Origin of the sequence: Enterococcus saccharolyticus subsp. saccharolyticus (assembly GCF_029023825.1) — a bacterium.
In the GTDB taxonomy this organism is placed as follows: domain Bacteria; phylum Bacillota; class Bacilli; order Lactobacillales; family Enterococcaceae; genus Enterococcus_F; species Enterococcus_F saccharolyticus.
Window position 1 is genome coordinate 790,778 of record NZ_CP118957.1, and the last position, 19,032, is coordinate 809,809.

Here is a 19,032-nt window from a genome sequence, read left to right on the forward strand (position 1 = left end):
GAAACAGTGTATATTCATGGACACTAACCGGTGGATTGTCTTTTAAAGGATATTTTATTCAATTTAGCAGACTTGGCAGAAAAGGAAGCAGAGACTGTCATGGCTGGACGGACACATGGCAAACATGCTATCCCCATCACATATGGGTATAAAGTTTCTGTGTGGATTTCAGAAATTTTAATGTCGGTTGAACGCATACAAGAAATTGAAAAGCGTGCCTTTACCACGATGATGGGTGGGGCAGTCGGCGCCTTTAATTCAACCGGTAAAATTGGTATTTCCGTACAAAATCGTGTGGCAGAAATTTTAGATATGCCAGCAATGATGATTCCTTCGCGTAATATTAGTTCACCAAAAATTGAGTATATTAATTGTTTAGCTTTACTTGCCAATAACCTACACAAAATTGGTGAAGAAGTATTTCAAACATCCATTGAAGAATTTGGTAAAGTATCAGAAGGATTCAGTAAAGGAACGGTAGGTAGTAGCACGATGCCTCATAAAATCAATCCTAAACTGTCTAAAGGAATTATTGCCAATGCGCAAAAATTGTATAGTTTAACGTCAGTTGGATATTATTCGGCAGCACGACCTTTTGAAGCAGACAGTACCTCAAATATGTTATTTGATGGTTTGATGACGGAAGCATGGGAGTTAATGACGGAAATCTTGATTCGTGCCGAAGAATTGACACGGACATTGACCATTCATCGCGAACGATTACGTCAAAATGCGGAGATTAATCAAGGCTTAGACAATAGCGAATACATTATGATGTTCTTTGCCCAACGTATCGGTAAAGATAAAGCACATGAACTAGTGTATGAACTTGCAATGGAATCGGAATTAACAAAGCAAAACTATCATGATGTATTAGTGGCAAATGAAGATGTTCGTGCGACGTTTACTGAAGAAGAACTTTTAGCAATGTTGAAACCAAAAAACCATATTGGGTTATCTAGTCAATTAGCGAAAGACATTGCCCAAAAAGGTCGCGCAGTGGGTAGTCAATTATAGAAAGGAAAAGTTATGTTTAATTTATTTAAAAAGAAGCGCAATGAAGTAGCGAGTCCAATGACAGGTCAAGTCATTCTGATTACCGAAGTGGAAGATGCGGTATTTTCGTCAAAAGCTATGGGCGATGGTTTTGCAGTGAAACCTTCTGAAAGGAATGTCTATTCACCGATTAAAGGGAAAGTCACTAGCATTTTTCCAACAAAATATGCTATTGGGTTAGTTGATGAAAAAGGGTTAGATGTTTTAGTCCACATTGGCATTGATACCGTAGAATTAGCGGGGAACGGTTTTGAAATTACCGTTCAAGAAGGAGCGAATGTTGACTTTGATACCCAAGTAGCAACCGTTGATTTAGCGTATTTAAAATCGAAAAATAAACCAACGACAACAATGGTTATTTGGACGAATGGTGCAAAGGCAACACTTGCTATTAAACCAGGACAATACACAGCCAAAACAATTATTGGTGAAGTGAAATAAAGAAAAAACGAGACAGGAAGAAATTGCGCCTGTCTCGTTTTGTTATTTACCATTACCTGAGATAATCCCGTATAACCAATCAAAAGGTGCAAAGAATAGTTCTTCCATAATCTCGTCCTCCTTTTTATATAAAAAGCTTAGCATGAAAAATGATTACAGATAGATGAGTTTTGTTACATTTTGTAAAAAATTTCGACAATTGTAACAAAATTTGATTAGTCAAGACTGGTCAAAACATTTTAGTTGAAATCAACGCTAGTTATGTTATACTAATATTCGGTAGCAATACCCCCTTATATAAGGGGGGCGTTACGGATTCGACAGGCATAGTTCGAACTTGAATTGCGTTTCGTAGGTTACGTCTACGTAAAAACGTTACAGTTAAATATAACTGCTAAAAACAATAACTCTTACGCTTTAGCTGCCTAAAAACAGTTAACGTAGATCCTCCCGGCATCGCCCATGTGCTCGGGTCAGGGTCCTATTCTAAGTGGGATACGCTAAATTTTTCCGTCTGTAAAATTTAGAAGAGATTATCAGACTAGCGACATAAATAGCCTGTCACTCGGCGATTTATCGAGCGAACCTCTTAAATAGAACTGACTATGAACGTAGATTTTTGAGTGGCGATATGTTTGGACGCGGGTTCGACTCCCGCCGCCTCCATATGGCTAGGCAAAAAGACGTCAAATTGTTGATAATCAACGATTTGACGTCTTTTTTTAGATTAAATCAAAATGTTTCAAGGCGTGAACAATTCCGCCTTCTGTATTTTTTTTCGTAACAAAACTCGCAATATCTTTCAATCCATCTACCGCATTTCCCATGGCAATTTTATGGTCGCAAGCTTCTAAAAGGGCAAAATCATTGTTGCCATCACCAAAACCAAATGTTGGTACATGTTCTAAGTTCATTAATTGTTGCAATCTGTTCACAGCTTTTCCTTTAGATGTTCCTTTATTAACTGTATCAATCGAATAAGGGCCATTCCGATAAAATGTTAGTTCTGGAAATAATTCATGGTAATATTCGTCGCCATCTTGTGACAGAATCAATAACATATTGACCTCTTTTTCTTTGTAACCCAAAGGATCGATGGCCGGCATGTCACTGTGAATTAAGTTATAAGCTTTGTGCATATTATCGTTATAACCAGTTGCCCAATAACCAGTCGGATTATAAAACGATAACGCATGATTTTTTTGTTCTACTGCGTGTAGCATACGTTCTGAAATTGTCGTGTCAATTTTTTCATTGTACACTTCTTCGCCATCAATGCGGATGAACGCACCATTCATAATGATATTTGAGGTGATTCCAGCTGCTTCACGAATATGATAAATCTCTGCTTCAGTACGACCAGTAGCGATAATTGGTAATACACAGTTGGCTTTTAATTGGGTCATTGCTTCCGTAATTTCAGGGGTGATTTTGGAATGTTGGTCTAATAAAGTGCCATCCAAATCGAAAAAAGCTAGTGCTTGATAAGTCATAGATTACTCTCCTTTAAATCGTATCTTCTTTATCTTAACAAAGAATGAAAAAAAGACAAATATTTATAGTAGAAAATATGAAGTTGTTGGTGTGAATAAAAATTTCGAGTATACTAGAACAAGAAGGTAAACTAGGAGTGTCGAAATGATTTTTTTGTATTGTGGCAGTATTTTTCTGATGATTGGTCTCGCCTTTTTACTAAAACCTGCCAAAATGGATAATTTAGTCTATGGCTATCGCTCGTATTTATCCAAACAAAGTGAAGCGCATTGGGTGTATGCACAAAAGACAAGTCGCCGCTTTTTTTTATTATTCGGTTTTGTGATGACCGCAATCGGTATTTTTTTGAATGTGACACAGCGTACAAATTTTTTTGTGGTTGAAATGTTAGCTCTGCCTTGGTTTATTGCACCGATGTTTGGCTGTATTGAAACAAAATTAAGCAAGTTTGACTTAGAACATAGAGGTGAAGAAAAATGAATATTTTAATGATTGAAGACAATGAATCCGTATCAGAAATGATGCAAATGTTTTTCTTAAATGAAGGGTGGGAGGCTACGTTTAAATACGATGGCAAAGAAGGACTGGATGCCTTTTTAGCAGAACCCGAAAAATGGGATATGATAACACTCGATTTGAACCTACCAAGCATGGATGGGATGATGGTGGCACGTGAAATTCGTAAAATCTCAAGCACAGTGCCAATTATTATGCTAACAGCGCGGGACTCAGAAAGTGATCAAGTGATTGGGCTAGAAATGGGCGCCGATGATTATGTGACTAAACCATTTAGTCCGTTAACCTTAATTGCTCGTATGAAGGCGTTACATCGTCGAAGTGAATTAGTTGATAAAATTGCGGTAACTGCCGATGATGACCAAACATTTGATGTGGAAACGAATCATTTTAAAATGAATACTAAAACGCGTGAAGCATATTTGGATAATCATCCTATTGATGGGTTAACACCCAAAGAGTTTGACTTATTGTATACCTTAGCAAAAAAACCGCGCCAAGTCTTTTCACGCGAACAATTATTAGAGCTTGTTTGGGATTACCAATATTTTGGTGATGAACGAACTGTCGATGCACATATTAAAAAATTGCGTCAAAAGATTGAAAAAGTGGGCCCACAAGTGATTCAAACGGTGTGGGGTGTGGGGTATAAATTTGATGATTCAGGTGTTGCCTAATGCGTTACCTTTATCAGCAATTACTGGCCTTTTGGTTTGTTATTGGCATTACATTAATGACGTTGGGGATTGCCTTTATTCAAATGACACGACAAACCATTGAAGAGAATAATTACCGTCAACTCCTTGGGTACGCCAATGCCGTGGTGAAGGTGATGGGCGTTACAAATGATGCGATGCCCTCGTATGATTTAGAACTCGATTTAATTCGTGCTTTGAATATTTCGGAAATAACTCTTAACCAACAAGATGTGACGTTTGTGTTCTTAAAAGAAGATGGTAAGGTGTTATATCCTGTAACTCCGGATAAGCAAATTGTTTTTCCAGCTCAAGAATATTGGGACAAATTAGAAGAGGGGCAAAAGCAACAAATTACTTCAGAACAAAATATTTTTGGAAAAAAAGAAGCGACCTCGTATACGATGATTCCTGTGAATCTTAATGAAGAATTTTATGGGGCATTGATTGTAACACAACCAGCGAGCAATATTCAAACAACTGCCAATGAATTTACCTTGAATTTGATTAAAGGGTTTGCTTTATCAGGGATTGTGGCGTTGATTATCAGTTATTTTTATGCGACATTCCAAGTTCGGCGGATTAATCGGATGAAACGGGCAACGAAAGAAGTCGCCAATGGGAATTTTGATAGTATTTTACCTGTTCACAATCGAGATGAATTTGATGAATTAGCGGAAGATTTCAATAAAATGACGGTGTCACTAAAGGAATCGCATGAAGAAATTAAACGACAAGAAGAACGCCGACGCCAGTTTATGGCAGATGCGTCTCATGAAATGCGTACGCCATTGACCACGATTAATGGGCTATTGGAAGGCTTAGAGTACAATGCTATTCCGGAAAACCAAAAAGAAAATGCGATTCGTCTGATGAAAAATGAAACGGAACGCTTGATTCGTTTGGTCAATGAGAATCTTGATTATGAAAAAATTCGTACCAATCAAATTTCCATTATTATCAAAAAATTTAGTGCAACCGAAGCTTTACAAACAATATTATCCCAATTGAAAAGTAAAGCAGCAGCAGCGAATGATCAGTTAATTTTAGAGACGACGCAAAACATTGAAGTTTTTGCGGATTATGACCGTTTCGTACAAATTATGGTGAATATCTTACAAAATGCGATTCAATTTACGACGGATGGTGACATTCGTGTGAAAATTGAAAAAGGTTACTTAGAAACAATCATTGAAATTTCAGATACAGGAATTGGCATGACTGAGGGACAATTAAAAAATATTTGGGATAGATATTATAAAGTAGATCCTTCACGTAAAAATCGTAAATTTGGTGAGTCAGGTTTAGGATTACCAATTGTACAACAGTTGGTTCGTTTGCATAAAGGAAAAATTGATGTGAAGAGTGAGCTACATCAGGGAACGACCTTTAGAATTAGTTTTCCTGATACAGAAATTAAAGATTAAAAAGACGAGAAACGTTATGATACGCGTTTCTCGTCTTTTTTTAAAGAATTTTGTCAATATATGGGGTAGCAGTTAATTGTTGGTCTGAGCTAAATAAAAGAATTTTCAATTGTTGATTTTGTGCAAGTTCTTGGCAAAATGGCAAGAGCCATTGCATCTCTTGCACAGCTAAGGAGTCACAACAATGCGTCAGTAAAAGAATTTTCTTTTGCTGCAACAATTGGCGAATGAGCTGTAATTTGATTTTATCTAACGCAGACAGTTCTTCAAGAGGTCGTGCAAAGACTTGCGGTGATAATTCCACATACATGAGATAAAAGGGCAACTTGAACTTCATGCGACGTTTGACACCTAATAGTAAATTATCTTTTAAAGATAAAAAAGGGAGTAGTTGCCAGTTTTTTGTCACACTACCGATGTCTTGTCGTCTAATCGCTGTCTGTTGGAACAGCTCTTGTTGACAATCATCATGTGAAATTAAATAAAATCCTGCATCTAATTGATTTAATGGGATGAGTTGTTCCAATGTCGATACCTCCAATAACTATAACTTATAAGTGTCGTAAATCCAATTGTCGAAATCACAAGCAGTAATGTCCGCATTGTTTTTAAAAGGGTCGTAAAGAAAATACTTAACCATTGTTTACTGGTCAGTTGTATAGAAGCAACTAACGCATCATTGGTTGTTGGAAATCGAATAAACAATTGATTGAGCGTCTGGTTGTCACTGATATGCAAGCTTAAAGATGCACCATTGAGATGGTCCATAAATTCTAAATGAGTCAGTAAGACCAGTTTTCCTAAAGAATACTGACAAAGTAAAAATAAAAATGAAAAGACACTTGTTACTAATAATAGTGGAATGAGACATTCTCCTAAATTTAAGAATACCCAACTCCAAAAAGAACTTCCTGATTGATACCAAACGGCAAATTCTTCGGCTTTTTTTCGTTGATAAATGAGCACTAGAAAGAAGAAAAAAACGCTGAATACCAAAAGCAACAGCATGCGTAACTGGTCATAATAAAGTAATAACCGTTGGCTTGATGTTTGCAATTGTTGGAAAATAACTTGTTTTCCTTCCTGATAACCGGAAGTATCAATCAAATCTTGTGTCTGTTTGACTAAAACAGGTAGTGATTCTTGTAGACTGTCTAATAATAAGAAGAAACAACTACTCACAGTCAAAAAGACTATGTAAATAAGGGTCGCACGTTTATGGTACTTCATGCTGGCTAGCGCGAATTTGAACACAATGCTTTTCCTCCCTTCTTATCATTAAGTATATAAAAGGAATTTGAAAAAAATATGAATATCTTATAGCAAAAAAAAGAATCCGTTACTTCTTTGTGAAATAACGGATGCCTTTTTTTATTTTGCTTCAGAAGTGGATGTGGTTGTTTCGTCTTTTTCAGCTTCTGGATGGTATTCTTTGTAAGATTTTGTTTCGTATAAATCAACAGTTGATTGATTATTGTTTTGTGAGAAAACGCTCGTTGATTGATTACCAAGTGTTTTTTCTTGTTCTAATAACCGTTCCATAATGTTTTTATAACTGTAGTCACTTGGATCTACTGGTTCTAAGCCGCTACCTGTATGGAAACGAAGTAGGTCGCCATTATTAATCTTGTCAGAAATTTCTAATTGACGATTGGCTTCTTTTTGTAACTCATCGATTTGTGCTTGGAGTTCTTCAGATGGTTCTGTAATTGGCAATTGTGTGTCATTGTCATATAGCGTCCCATTGTAGAACGTGTATTTTGAAGTCATGAATGACCCATCTCGGAAAACGGCCATATCTTTGTGTCCATTAGAGAACAAATCTTGTCCTAATTGGATATAGTTTTGTGTATCAATTCCTAATAAATGAAGCAAGGTTGGTAATGAATCGATTTGTGCACCGTACGTATGATTAATCCCACCATTTTCTTGACCAGGAATATGAATCATAAATGGTACGCGTTGCATTTGAGCATTGTCAAAGTCATTCCAAGTACTACTTGTTTTACCAACTAATTCAGCTAGGCTACGGTTACGGCCATTGGATACACCATAATGGTCTCCATATAACACAATGACTGAGTTGTCATATAAGCCACTTGCTTTTAGATAATTGAAGAATTCCTCAACTGATTTATCTAAATAATTCGCTGTTGCAAAGTAACCATTTACGGTTTCATCCGGTGTATTTGCCATTGGGAATCCTGCGTCATCATTGGTAAATTCAGCATATGGATAATGGTTTGATACAGCAATAAACTTAGAATAAAAAGGCTGTTGTAAGTGTTCTAAGTATTGCGCAGATTGTTCAAAGAATGGTTTGTCATGCAAACCATATTGGAATGAATTGTCTTCATTAACATCGTAATAAGAAGCATCGAAGAAATAATCATAACCAAAACGTTTGTAAATCTCATTACGGTTCCAGAAGTTTCCTGAATTTCCGTGGAAGACTGCAGTAGTATAACCTTGTGTTTGTTTTAAAATATCTGGAGCTGCTTCAAAAGTATTTTTCCCACCAAATTGGGTGAAGAAAGCACCTTGATTTAGGCCAAATAACGATGTTTCTAATAACGTTTCCGCATCACTTGTTTTCCCAGCTTTTACTTGATGGAAGAAATTATCAAAGCTGTAGGTACTCTTGTCATGGTAGATGCTATTTACAAATGGCATTACTTCATGTTCCACACCATTTTCATCTTTTAATTTATAATCGATTAAAAATTGTTGCGTACTTTCTAAATGGATATAAATGACGTTTTTGCCTTTTGCAATGCCAAACATTTCATCGTTAGGTGCCGCATAATGTCCTTTAACATAATCTTCGACTTCTTTCATGTCGTTGGGACTTGCTTCGGCACGAACTTGTGTTGTTTTGTATGTTTGTACAGCATCATAAGCAGTAAAGGCGTTAATTCCTAAATATTTAACAAGATAATCACGAGAGAAAGTTCTTGTTAATAAGCCAGAGCGATCAGTTTCTGCTAAGAAAAGATTTCCTGAGAAAATCATAACAGCTAAAGTTGAAACTGCTAAGGCAACACGAGCACGAATGGGACGTTCATCCATTTTAATTTTCTTCGTCATCAATGCACCACCTAAAAGAAGAAAATCGATGAAATAGAAAATATCGGTTGGATGGAACAATTTCAAGGCACTTTGTCCTAACCCTTCGGCAACTTTTCCGGCGCCTAACATGGTATTAATTGTAATGAAATCGGTAAACTCACGATAATAAGTTACGTTTGAAAACAGTAAGACTGTCATAATGAAGTAGATGAGCATCATCGTGATGTAGGACAATTTCGTTCGTCTGACATATAAAGCAATCGACAGGAGTAAGAGCGTTGTTGCGATTGGATTAATAAACAAAATAAAATACTGCATTGGACTTTCGATTCCTAAATTGAATTCAGTCATGTATGCAGCAATATTTTTAATCCAAAACAAAACAGCCAATAAGCTGAAAAAGCCCATACGAGTGTTTAAGAAGTTTGGTATTTTTAAATTTTTCAAAGGAGTATTCCCCACTTTCTTGAAATCTTTCGTGAAAAATAGTTCACGTCTTTTCAATCATCTCTATTATTCTACTAAGGAGAAGAAAGCGTGTCAATGAAATAGCGAGAACCGTTGTGAAATTAAATCTTTCTTTAAAATCAGAGGTGGCAGACAAAGGAAAAGGTTTTTGTTATACTACATACAATGAGTACAAAGCAGGTGGAGGAAATATGAACATAAAAGTGACACAACAAGCAGCAAAAAAAATCAAAAAAGGTTATCCCTTAATTCAAGAAGAAGATTTAGCTCAAAAAGTGGATACAAATGATTGGGTGACCTTTACGGATACCCAGGGCACTTATTTAGCACAAGGTTACTTAGGCAAACAAAACAAAGGTATGGGCTGGATTCTGACAAAAGAAGCATGCCCAATTGACCATGAATTTTTCGTTCAGCGCTTTGCTACTGCGAAAGCAAAACGACAAGCATATTATGCGGATAGTCAAACTACTGCTTTTCGGGTGTTAAATGGAGAAGGCGATGAGCTAGGTGGCCTAATTATTGACTTATACAATGAATATGCTGTTTTTTCTTGGTACAACGACACGTTATATCATCAAAAACAACCGTTAGTAACTGCATTTCAAGAAGTATTTCCAGAAGTAAAGGGTGTTTATGAGAAAATTCGTTTCGACTCAAACTTACCAGAAAGTCAATTTGTGTATGGCGATTTGGCACCGGAACCATTGGTGATTAAAGAAAATGGTATTCACTATGCCACCTATTTAAACGAAGGGCTGATGACTGGTATTTTTCTTGATCAACGAGAAGTTCGCGGCTTGTTAGCAGAAGGCTTTGCTTCAGGGAAAACGGTTTTAAATATGTTTAGTTATACGGGCGCTTTTTCAGTTGCTGCAGCAATGGGTGGAGCGATTGAGACAACTAGTGTCGATTTAGCCAAAAGGAGTTTGCCTAAAACCAAGGAACAATTTGCAGTCAATGGATTAGATGAAAGTCAGCAAAAAATTCATGTCATGGATACGTTTGAGTATTTCAAGTATGCAAAGAAGAAAGACTTACAGTTTGATTTGATTGTTCTAGATCCCCCTAGTTTTGCCCGTAATAAGAAAAAAGTTTTCCGTGTAGCCAAAAATTATGGTGAATTAATTGAAGATAGTGTCGATATATTAAATGAGGACGGCGTGATTATTGCTTCTACAAATGCAGCTAACGTGTCACCACAACGATTCCAACAAATGATTGAAGAAGCATTGACTAAAAAAGGAGTGCACTTTGAGAAAATAGCTACGTATCACTTGCCAAGCGATTTTGCTGTCTATCCACAGTTTCCAGAAGGAGATTATCTGAAGGTTTATTTCTATCAAGTGAAAAAATAAAAAATGGGGTGTCTTTTTGTTGCAAGTACGAAATGTCGAAATTGGAGCGGGGCGACCAAAGATTTGTGTTCCGTTGGTTGGTTCAACAAAAAAAGAAATAATTGAACAATGTATGAAAGCTGATGATTCAGCAGCAGATATTATTGAATGGCGCGTGGATTATTTTAGTGAAGTTGCTACCCTAGAAAAAGTGTATGATGTGTTGGAAGTACTCCGTGAAATGACGGATAAAGTGTTGTTGTTTACGTTTCGAACCAAAGAAGAAGGTGGAGAACGTGCCATTTCTTTGACCAATTATCAAGAACTATATACAAATATTGCTCGTTTAGGTCAAGTAGACTTAATGGATGTGGAATTGAGTATCGCGCAATTTTTAGGTCGGGAGTTTATTCGTGATTTAAAAAATGCAGCTGTTAAGGTGGTTATGAGTTCGCATGATTTCGATAAAACACCCGCTGATGGTGAGTTGGTTTATCGTGTCAATGTAATGAATCAATTTGGTGCAGATATAGGCAAATTAGCCGTGATGCCTCATAATTTACAAGATGTTTTACGCATTATGGGCATTCCGCAAAAAGTACAAGTTTTTAATCAATTACCATTAGCAGTTATGTCGATGGGGGATTTAGGAAAAGTGACGCGTGTGAGTGGTGAGATTATCGATTCTGTCTTTACGTTTGGGTCGTTAGGTCAAGCGTCTGCGCCAGGTCAAATTCCTGTCGAACAGCTAGATATCATTTTAGATGCCTTACATGTAACTGAATAAGTAGGAAGTGACAACTGTGGTAAAGAAAAAAATAGTGAAAACCAATGCCATTCGCTTAGTTGAGCAACAAAAAATCGCTTATGTAGAACATCAATATGAGTGGTCTGAAGAGCATCTTAGTGCAAACGATGTTGCGCAACAATTGGGTGAGCAAGAAAATATTTATAAAACGCTTGTTGCTGTGGGGAATAAAACCGGACCATTAGTCGCAGTTATTCCTGGAAATCGAGCACTCGATTTGAAAAAAATGGCAAAAGCTAGTGGCAATAAAAAGGTGGAAATGCTTCATTTACGTGATTTAGAGGCAACTACAGGCTACATTCGTGGTGGTTGCTCACCAGTCGGTATGAAAAAATTATTTCCCACTTATTTCGATCAGTCAGCCGAATCATTGCCAACGATGATTGTTTCGGCAGGGCGTCGCGGCTTACAAATAGAAGTCGCACCTCAAGACTTAGCTAAGATTACGCGGGGATATTTTGTAGATATTATCGAATAAAAAAAGTTTGAAACGTTTGGTTCGTTTCAAACTTTTTCATGTTAATAATGGAAATAAGAGGCGATTTCGGCAGCATGCTTTCCTGCAGAGTGACCTGTACAAAAAGCTGCGGTAATATTAAAGCCTCCTGTATAGCCGTTGATATCAATTAATTCGCCACCAAAGAATAAGCCTGGCATTACTTTGCTTTCCATCGTTTTTGGATTGATTTCTTTAAGATTAATTCCGCCACCTGTCACAAAAGATTTTTCTAGTGGGAAGGTTTTGACAATTTGAATCTGGAAATCTTTCCATAAAGCAATAATTTCTGCTAGTTGTTCTTCCGTCAATTGATTGGCGGGTAAATCAGCTAGCTCTAATTTTTCTAAATAAAAATGAAGTAGGCGTTCAGGTAAGAAGGCTAGCAAAGCATTTTTTAAGACTTTTTTAGTATCTTTTAAGGTTTCTTGTACTTGCTTGGTTAATTCTGCTTCTGAGATGTCTGGGAAGCAATCTAAGGAGACTGCGACCTGTTCTTGTGTTTCTAATAGTTGATTGACGAAAGACGAGCAACGCAATGCTGCAGGTCCGGATACACCAAAATGGGTAAACAACAAATCCATTTTATGACTAGTGACTGACTTGCCTTGTTCATTTAAAACCGATAAACAAATATCGCGCAAAGAAATTCCTTGTAAGGTTTTCTCACAAATGAAATCTTCTTCTGAGATGAGAGGGGACTCTGTTGGATAAAGTGGGGCAATCGTATGGCCAACTTTTTTTGCTAATTTATAGCCATCTCCCGTTGATCCCGTCGAAGGATACGTTCGTCCACCGGTTGTTAAAACCACACATGGGGCATAAAAAGTTTCAAATTCAGTTTCCACACCTTTTATTTCTGTTTCATGTAAAAGTTTCTTAACCACTGTATTGGTGGCAATTGTCACGCCTAGTTCTTTGACACGGTTCACTAATGTGTCGACAATTGTTTTTGATTTATTGCTTACAGGAAACATTCGTCCATGATCTTCTTCTTTTAATGATACACCTTGTGATTCAAAAAAGTTCATAATATCTTGATTATTAAACTGTGCAAACGTACTGTATAAAAATTTTCCATTTCCTGGAATGTGATGAATTAAATCGTCCACCATGCGATTATTTGTAACATTGCAGCGTCCACCTCCTGTCATTAATAATTTCTTACCAAAGCGTTTGTTTTTTTCAATAAGCAATACCTTTGCATTGCTTTCTGCAGCAGCGATTGCGGCCATTAAACCACTCGTGCCACCACCTACGACGATTACGTCATATGTTGATTCCATATATATCACCTCAATGTAAATAGTCTGAAAATTTCAACTTTTTGTTAAAAATTGCGTGCAAAATCATTTTTTTTCTGCTAAAATTCATACTACCAAAACAAGGGGGTATTTTCATGACAAAAGCATCAGAATATGTAAAAAGCATTCAAGAAGAAATTCACGCAAAGGATGCCAATCAACCAGAATTTTTACAAGCAGTAGATGAGTTCTTAACAACAGTTGTTCCATTCTTAGAGAAACATCCAGAGTATGAAGATAGCAACTTGTTGTCTCTTATTACAGAACCAGAGCGTTTCATTCAATTCCGTGTGCCTTGGCAAGATGATAAAGGGAACTGGCAAGTAAACCGCGGTTACCGCATTCAATTTAACTCAGCATTAGGCCCATATAAAGGTGGTTTGCGTTTCCACCCAAGCGTTAACTTAAGTATTTTGAAATTCTTAGCGTTTGAACAAATCTTCAAAAACAGCTTAACTGGTCTACCAATTGGTGGCGGTAAAGGTGGAAGTGACTTTGATCCTAAAGGAAAATCAGATGCAGAAATTATGCGATTCTGCCAAAGCTTCATGACAGAATTATCAAAATATATCGGACCTAGCTTAGATGTACCTGCAGGTGATATCGGTGTTGGTGGACGTGAAATTAGTTACCTATATGGTACTTACAAACGGTTGAAACAATATGATGCTGGCGTATTAACTGGTAAACCATTAGATTTCTGGGGAAGCAAAATCCGTACAGAAGCAACTGGTTACGGTGCAGTTTATTTAGTAAAACACTTATTAGCTGACTTAGATGAAAACTTTGAAGGTAAAACAGCAGTCATCTCTGGTAGTGGGAACGTTGCAATTTATGCGATTGAAAAATTACAAGCTTTAGGCGCTAACGCTGTAACTTGTTCAGATTCAAATGGTTTCATCTACGACAAAGAGGGTATTGATTTAGCTTTACTAAAAGATATCAAAGAAGTGAAACGTGAACGTTTAACAGCATACGCTGAACAACGTCCATCTGCTGAATACCATGAAGGTTCTGTTTGGGACTTCGACGTAACAGCTGAACTTGCATTCCCATGTGCAACACAAAATGAAATCAATATCGACCAAGCAAAACGCTTAGTTGCTAATGGTGTTCGTGTGGTTGCTGAAGGTGCGAACATGCCTAGCACACTTGAAGCAGCAGAATTCTTCATTGAAAACAATGTTTACTACTGCCCAGGTAAAGCAGCAAATGCTGGTGGTGTAGCTGTTTCAGCTCTAGAAATGAGCCAAAACTCTCAACGTTTACAATGGGAAGCAGAAGAAGTAGATGCTCGTTTAGACGGTATCATGAAAAATATCTACGAAGCATGTCGCGATACTGCCAAAGAATTTGATGCAGAAAATAACTTCATGTTAGGCGCAAACATTGCAGGTTTTGCAAGAGTTGCGAAAGCAATGTACGCACAAGGGCTAGTTTAGACAGAATTTACTTGAAAAAAAACATTAAAAAAAGTAAAGTAGTAGTTGTAATGACTACTACTTTATTTTTTAGGAGGATTCAAAAATGGGACACATTTCATTTGACCATTCTAAGTTAACACCATTTGTTCGCGAACATGAGCTAGACTACATGCAAACTCAAGTAACTGCAGCAGATAAAGCGTTACGTGAAGGAACAGGTCCAGGAAACGATTTTACTGGCTGGATCGATTTGCCAAAAGACTACGATAAAGAAGAATTTGCACGCATTAAAAAAGCGGCAGAAAAAATTCAATCTGATTCTGACGTTTTAATTGTAATCGGTATCGGTGGTTCTTATTTAGGTGCTCGTGCAGCAATCGAGTTTTTACAACATTCATTCTACAATGTATTACCAAAAGAAGAACGTAAAACACCACAAGTTTTCTTTGCTGGAAACTCAATTTCTTCAACTTATTTAGCTGACTTAATTGAAGTTATTGGTGACCGTGACTTCTCTGTGAACGTAATCTCTAAATCAGGTACAACAACTGAGCCAGCGATTGCTTTCCGTGTCTTCAAAGAATTATTAATCAAAAAATATGGAAAAGAAGAAGCCAACAAACGTATTTATGCGACAACTGACCGTGCAAAAGGCGCTGTAAAAGTTGAAGCTGATACAGAAGGTTGGGAAACTTTTGTGATTCCAGATGATGTTGGTGGACGTTTTACTGTCTTAACACCAGTTGGTTTATTACCAATCGCTGTTAGTGGTGCGGATATCGATGCGTTGATGCAAGGTGCAGCAGACGCTCGTGAAGCTTATTCAAATGCTGATTTGAAAGAAAACGAAGCTTACCAATATGCTGCTTTACGTAATATTTTATACCGTAAAGGCAAAGCTATTGAAATCTTGGTGAACTACGAACCAGGAATGCAATACTTCTCTGAATGGTGGAAACAATTATACGGCGAATCAGAAGGAAAAGATCAAAAAGGAATTTATCCTTCAAGCGCCAACTTCTCAACTGACTTACACTCTGTTGGACAAACAATCCAAGACGGTACACGTAATGTTTTTGAAACAGTTGTGAAAGTGGAAAAAGCACGCAAAGTCATTGATATTCCAGTTCAAGAATCTGACTTAGATGGTTTAGGTTACTTAGAAGGTAAAGATGTTGACTTTGTTAATACAAAAGCCTTCGAAGGAACACTATTAGCGCATACAGATGGGAATGTACCAAACCTATTAGTAAAAATTCCAACAATGGATGCTTACACATTAGGGCATTTAGTGTACTTCTTTGAAATTGCAGTAGGAATCTCAGGTTACTTAAATGGCGTAAATCCATTTGACCAACCAGGTGTAGAAGACTACAAACGTAACATGTTTGCTTTATTAGGTAAACCAGGTTTTGAAGAGTTAGCGAAAGAATTGAACGCACGTCTATAAAATAAAAACGATGGTCCTTGTTGAAAAACAGAAGGCCATCGTTTTTTTTTTAGGTGAGTAAAAGAGACGAGTGTATCTTGTTGATATTGCGCCAGAAAAATAGCGGGCATTTGCATTTTTTCAAAATCTTGGTATGTAAAATTCCCTTGTGTTAAGTGATGAAATAAAATAGCAAACGCTGTACCATGACCACAAATGAGGTTATTTTTAACAGGATGATTGAGAATTTCTTGGTAAACGGGCAATATTCGTTCCTTCACTTGACGAAATGATTCACCATTTGGCAAAGCATAGTCCACATTTTGCCATTGTTTTTTAGCAAAGGTAGGAAAATCATCGACCCATTTGCCAACAGTCCGTTCTCGTAAGTCCCAGCGTGTGGAAATCGCTAAATTAAAAAAGTCAGCAGTTGGTTGAATGGTTTGTATGGTGCGTAAATAAGGGCTAGAAAAAATTTGCTCAATTGATTTATCTTTGAAAAATGATACAAGTGCTTGCGCATGTTGGTGACCAGCTGCCGTCAAAGGGGCTGTTTCATCATCTTTATTACTAATATCACGAATGGAGCGACGGACAAAATAAATAGTTTTCATAGCAATCTTCTTATGTAAAAAAAGTCTTATCAATCCTTTATTATACAACAAAAAGCCGTCTTTAGTTTGAATGAACTAAAGACGGTTCTAATACGGACTAGGTGAAGTCATGAATTTGAAATCCTTTCTATATTTAAGCCATAGTTTTTAGGTTTTTAATTGCTTCTTCAATAGTTACGCCGTAAGCGATACGTGTATCATCTTTACTGTCGATTGCCATAAACATATTTGTTTGTGTATCAAAGGCAATGCGATATTCTAAATTTGCTTTTGTGAATGTCATATAAATTCCTCCTTTTTACTTATCATTCAGCCGCGACTCTAATGTAGCACGAACGTGAGAAAATTTCAAAGATAAACCTAAAACTTCTTAAAGTGTCTTAAGAAATTAGTTGTTTTCATTTAAACCAACTAAAAGACCAATCGTTAACATGAAAAAAATAGCCGTTTGAATAGCAATCATCGTACGCACCTCCTTTTCTTTACTCTCAGTATAGTAAAGAATAAGGCAATATACACGAACACCACAGTAACGAAGAGATAACAAAATTGTCATCTTTTCAACTGTGGTGTGTAAGAGATTAACCGACACCTAGGACAAAGTTCACTAGTTTATCCGAATAAGTAATCGTGTCATCGGGTTGTCGAATGGTTTTGTTTAACAAGCCCATTTGGTCTGTGATGATACCATCAACACCATAAAAAATCATGCGATTCATGGTGTCTTCATCATTGGGTGTCCATACATAGACTTGTTTGCTGTCACTATGCGCAGCATTGATAAAATTTCGATTGAGAGTAGTATATTCCATCGTTAGAAAGTCAGCTTGGGAAATCGGTGGACCAACTAAACTGAATGGTAAAATATACCCCGCTTTTAGTTCAGGTGCCGTTTGCTTAATTTCTTCAATCATTTGGAAAGACAAGCTTTGAATGATATGGCCTTTCTCAATTAAGCGCTCTTCGTATTTATCTAAGAAGGTTTGTACCAAATGAGACACATCTTTTTTCTGGGTTTTAATTTCGACCATTAACGGTTGTTCCAATTGATCCGCAACATCAAGATACTCATCGAATGTGCTAATTCTTGCTGTTTTTCCGTTTTCTTTTACAGTTAATGCCAAGGCTTCTTCCAAGGTAGATTCCTCTGGTTTTTGACGAAAACCGGTGAGAGCTTTGAAATTAAAATCATGGTAAACGATAAATTCATTATCTGTGGTTAACTGCACATCCATCTCAATATAATTGGGATGGAATTCTTTGCTCGTTTTTTCTAAAGCCGCAATCGAATTTTGGACGCCGTTACTATCACTCACACCGCGATGAGAAACAGTCGTAGGTGTTTTTAAGTTGAAGTTTGTTAGATAGTTATGATTGTATAGACTCACACCGACACCAAAAAAGATGGCAACAACTAAAAAGGTCGTTTGCATAAATTCGGAAAATCGAGTAGGTGCATGTTCTTCCATCATAAACCATTTGGGAATTTCTGGTAAAAATCCTTCATCATCCATAAAATCAATCGTGACATAAAAAACGGCGACCGTTGATAAGACGATATTGATTAATAGAATAAATTGCAATAAGGTCATCGCAAAAACGGCACTAATTAACGAATAATCAGGCAAGAAAGACTCCACAAGCACTTGCGCTGAAATAACTAAGAAAAATCCCAGTGATGCCAACAACAAAGTACTACCAGTGATGATAACAAATTGGGCAATAATGGCAAAAAAACGTTTTTTCGTTAAACGCCAACTTTCTTTTACGGCTAATTTAAAGGGACGATCCCGTAAAATCATTTCTGGTAAAGCGAAAATTACCCGAATACCTAAATAAATCATTGCTACATAAAATAAGACAAAAGAAGAAACAATGACTAATCGATTGGCAAAAATGAAATCAACGATAAATGCCGGAATTTTGACTTTTGAGAGTAAGTCCGAATGAAACGAAAACCCACCAATCGGCAAAATTAAAAAGAAGTAAAAAAAGAAAAATAGAATAGTTTCAATTCGCACTTTTTTTAATTGTAAAAAGGTGACGCTTAATAATTGCATTAAGCGAATCGGTTGCTGTTTTTTGATAAAATAAACACTTAATAATAAAAAGGTAAACTCAAAAAAAACAGCTAGGACAATTGCAATTAAAACAACGAGTAAAGAAAGTGACACCCATGGATGATGTACGAGAATTTCACCGATATTATCAAATGAGATGTAATTGATTTGCCCTCGCCGCAAAATAAATTTGGTGGAACTGCTGAGCAATGGTATGAGTAAAAAAAGCATAAAACCATGCATCAGTAACACGTTTTTAAAATAAGACCGTGTGCCCAGTAAAAAATCTCTGGTATTGATGAGACTATGTTTTAAATAATTCACTGTAATCACCTTTTTTCTATTCATGATTCTTTCATCATACTACAAAAAAAAAAGCTATCCAAGATTTTTG

General features: G+C 36.7%; 18 protein-coding genes and 1 other RNA gene. 11 read left to right on the forward strand and 8 right to left on the reverse strand.

Annotation, left to right across the window (positions count from 1 at the left end; all coding sequences use genetic code 11):
• Positions 1–30: 30 nt before the first annotated feature.
• From PYW32_RS04185 to ssrA, 3 genes are all read left to right on the forward strand, one after another.
• Complete coding sequence (locus tag PYW32_RS04185; RefSeq protein WP_016175573.1) at positions 31–1,017, forward strand: lyase family protein; 987 nt, start codon at positions 31–33, stop codon at positions 1,015–1,017.
• 12 nt (positions 1,018–1,029) lie between these two features.
• Positions 1,030–1,497 carry a PTS sugar transporter subunit IIA gene (locus PYW32_RS04190; protein ID WP_016175572.1) on the forward strand — a complete coding sequence of 156 codons (468 nt, stop codon included), beginning with the start codon at positions 1,030–1,032 and terminating at the stop codon, positions 1,495–1,497.
• A gap of 302 nt (positions 1,498–1,799) precedes the next feature.
• Positions 1,800–2,166, forward strand: a transfer-messenger RNA (tmRNA) gene (gene ssrA, locus PYW32_RS04195).
• Positions 2,167–2,219: 53 nt separating this feature from the next.
• On the opposite strand, the gene PYW32_RS04200 is transcribed toward ssrA, so the two are convergent.
• Complete coding sequence (locus PYW32_RS04200; protein ID WP_016175571.1) at positions 2,220–2,990, reverse strand: Cof-type HAD-IIB family hydrolase; 771 nt, start codon at positions 2,988–2,990, stop codon at positions 2,220–2,222.
• A 145-nt stretch (positions 2,991–3,135) separates the two neighbouring features.
• Here PYW32_RS04200 and PYW32_RS04205 point away from each other — a divergent pair, with 145 nt between their 5' ends.
• From PYW32_RS04205 to PYW32_RS04215, 3 genes are read left to right on the forward strand one after another with little or no spacing between them, the layout of a single operon-like run.
• Positions 3,136–3,471: an SdpI family protein gene (locus PYW32_RS04205; RefSeq protein WP_016175570.1), complete on the forward strand. Its 336-nt coding sequence runs from the start codon at positions 3,136–3,138 to the stop codon at positions 3,469–3,471.
• Positions 3,468–4,184, forward strand: coding sequence for a response regulator transcription factor (locus tag PYW32_RS04210; RefSeq protein ID WP_016175569.1), 717 nt, complete (start codon positions 3,468–3,470; stop codon positions 4,182–4,184). Before PYW32_RS04205 ends, PYW32_RS04210 begins: the two co-directional genes overlap by 4 nt.
• On the forward strand, positions 4,184–5,629 hold the full coding sequence (locus PYW32_RS04215) for a sensor histidine kinase (RefSeq protein ID WP_016175568.1): 1,446 nt from the start codon (positions 4,184–4,186) through the stop codon (positions 5,627–5,629). The genes PYW32_RS04210 and PYW32_RS04215 overlap by 1 nt, the downstream gene beginning before the upstream one ends.
• Before the next feature lie 40 nt (positions 5,630–5,669).
• Here the strand turns inward: PYW32_RS04215 and PYW32_RS04220 are convergent, their stop codons facing one another.
• From PYW32_RS04220 to PYW32_RS04230, 3 genes are all read right to left on the reverse strand, one after another.
• A complete protein-coding gene (locus PYW32_RS04220; protein WP_016175567.1) occupies positions 5,670–6,155 on the reverse strand; it encodes a hypothetical protein in 486 nt (161 codons plus the stop codon).
• Positions 6,134–6,883, reverse strand: a complete 750-nt coding sequence (locus PYW32_RS04225) for a hypothetical protein (RefSeq protein ID WP_016175566.1) — start codon at positions 6,881–6,883, stop codon at positions 6,134–6,136. The genes PYW32_RS04220 and PYW32_RS04225 overlap by 22 nt, the downstream gene beginning before the upstream one ends.
• Positions 6,884–7,000: 117 nt before the next feature.
• The gene (locus PYW32_RS04230; RefSeq protein ID WP_016175565.1) at positions 7,001–9,145 is read right to left on the reverse strand and encodes an LTA synthase family protein; all 2,145 of its coding nucleotides are present in this window, start codon (positions 9,143–9,145) and stop codon (positions 7,001–7,003) included.
• A gap of 212 nt (positions 9,146–9,357) precedes the next feature.
• On the opposite strand from PYW32_RS04230, the gene PYW32_RS04235 reads away from it, so the two are divergent.
• Genes PYW32_RS04235 through ybaK form a run of 3 tightly spaced genes read left to right on the forward strand, consistent with a single transcriptional unit; the run spans position 9,358 to position 11,789 of the window.
• Positions 9,358–10,524, forward strand: coding sequence for a class I SAM-dependent rRNA methyltransferase (locus PYW32_RS04235; RefSeq protein ID WP_211210782.1), 1,167 nt, complete (start codon positions 9,358–9,360; stop codon positions 10,522–10,524).
• Positions 10,525–10,540: 16 nt separating this feature from the next.
• Positions 10,541–11,290, forward strand: coding sequence for a type I 3-dehydroquinate dehydratase (gene aroD / locus PYW32_RS04240; protein WP_414841406.1), 750 nt, complete (start codon positions 10,541–10,543; stop codon positions 11,288–11,290).
• A gap of 16 nt (positions 11,291–11,306) precedes the next feature.
• Positions 11,307–11,789 carry a Cys-tRNA(Pro) deacylase gene (gene ybaK / locus PYW32_RS04245; RefSeq protein WP_016175562.1) on the forward strand — a complete coding sequence of 161 codons (483 nt, stop codon included), beginning with the start codon at positions 11,307–11,309 and terminating at the stop codon, positions 11,787–11,789.
• 41 nt (positions 11,790–11,830) lie between these two features.
• On the opposite strand, the gene PYW32_RS04250 is transcribed toward ybaK, so the two are convergent.
• On the reverse strand, positions 11,831–13,093 hold the full coding sequence (locus PYW32_RS04250) for a BaiN/RdsA family NAD(P)/FAD-dependent oxidoreductase (RefSeq protein ID WP_016175561.1): 1,263 nt from the start codon (positions 13,091–13,093) through the stop codon (positions 11,831–11,833).
• A 113-nt stretch (positions 13,094–13,206) separates the two neighbouring features.
• On the opposite strand from PYW32_RS04250, the gene gdhA reads away from it, so the two are divergent.
• Both gdhA and PYW32_RS04260 read left to right on the forward strand, forming a co-directional pair.
• Positions 13,207–14,553, forward strand: coding sequence for an NADP-specific glutamate dehydrogenase (gene gdhA / locus PYW32_RS04255; protein WP_016175560.1), 1,347 nt, complete (start codon positions 13,207–13,209; stop codon positions 14,551–14,553).
• 85 nt (positions 14,554–14,638) lie between these two features.
• Positions 14,639–15,985: a glucose-6-phosphate isomerase gene (locus PYW32_RS04260; protein WP_016175559.1), complete on the forward strand. Its 1,347-nt coding sequence runs from the start codon at positions 14,639–14,641 to the stop codon at positions 15,983–15,985.
• Here the strand turns inward: PYW32_RS04260 and PYW32_RS04265 are convergent.
• From PYW32_RS04265 to PYW32_RS04275, 3 genes are all read right to left on the reverse strand, one after another.
• Entirely contained in the window at positions 15,907–16,578 is a 672-nt protein-coding gene (locus PYW32_RS04265) for a histidine phosphatase family protein (RefSeq protein ID WP_016175558.1), read from the reverse strand. The genes PYW32_RS04260 and PYW32_RS04265 overlap by 79 nt on opposite strands.
• Positions 16,579–16,711: 133 nt before the next feature.
• On the reverse strand, positions 16,712–16,861 hold the full coding sequence (locus PYW32_RS04270) for a hypothetical protein (RefSeq protein ID WP_016175557.1): 150 nt from the start codon (positions 16,859–16,861) through the stop codon (positions 16,712–16,714).
• A 298-nt stretch (positions 16,862–17,159) separates the two neighbouring features.
• Positions 17,160–18,962, reverse strand: coding sequence for a glycerophosphoryl diester phosphodiesterase membrane domain-containing protein (locus tag PYW32_RS04275; RefSeq protein WP_016175556.1), 1,803 nt, complete (start codon positions 18,960–18,962; stop codon positions 17,160–17,162).
• Between the last annotated feature and the right edge of the window lie 70 nt (positions 18,963–19,032).

Bases quoted from the DNA above. Each gene is read 5' to 3' on its own strand.
- PYW32_RS04210 (WP_016175569.1), top strand. From the start codon at position 3,468: ATGAATATTTTAATGATTGAAGACAATGAATCCGTATCAGAAATGATG.
- PYW32_RS04260 (WP_016175559.1), top strand. From the start codon at position 14,639: ATGGGACACATTTCATTTGACCATTCTAAGTTAACACCATTTGTTCGC.
- PYW32_RS04215 (WP_016175568.1), top strand. From the start codon at position 4,184: ATGCGTTACCTTTATCAGCAATTACTGGCCTTTTGGTTTGTTATTGGC.
- PYW32_RS04190 (WP_016175572.1), top strand. From the start codon at position 1,030: ATGTTTAATTTATTTAAAAAGAAGCGCAATGAAGTAGCGAGTCCAATG.
- PYW32_RS04235 (WP_211210782.1), top strand. From the start codon at position 9,358: ATGAACATAAAAGTGACACAACAAGCAGCAAAAAAAATCAAAAAAGGT.
- PYW32_RS04265 (WP_016175558.1), bottom strand. From the start codon at position 16,578: ATGAAAACTATTTATTTTGTCCGTCGCTCCATTCGTGATATTAGTAAT.
- PYW32_RS04250 (WP_016175561.1), bottom strand. From the start codon at position 13,093: ATGGAATCAACATATGACGTAATCGTCGTAGGTGGTGGCACGAGTGGT.
- PYW32_RS04205 (WP_016175570.1), top strand. From the start codon at position 3,136: ATGATTTTTTTGTATTGTGGCAGTATTTTTCTGATGATTGGTCTCGCC.
- PYW32_RS04200 (WP_016175571.1), bottom strand. From the start codon at position 2,990: ATGACTTATCAAGCACTAGCTTTTTTCGATTTGGATGGCACTTTATTA.
- PYW32_RS04270 (WP_016175557.1), bottom strand. From the start codon at position 16,861: ATGACATTCACAAAAGCAAATTTAGAATATCGCATTGCCTTTGATACA.
- gdhA (WP_016175560.1), top strand. From the start codon at position 13,207: ATGACAAAAGCATCAGAATATGTAAAAAGCATTCAAGAAGAAATTCAC.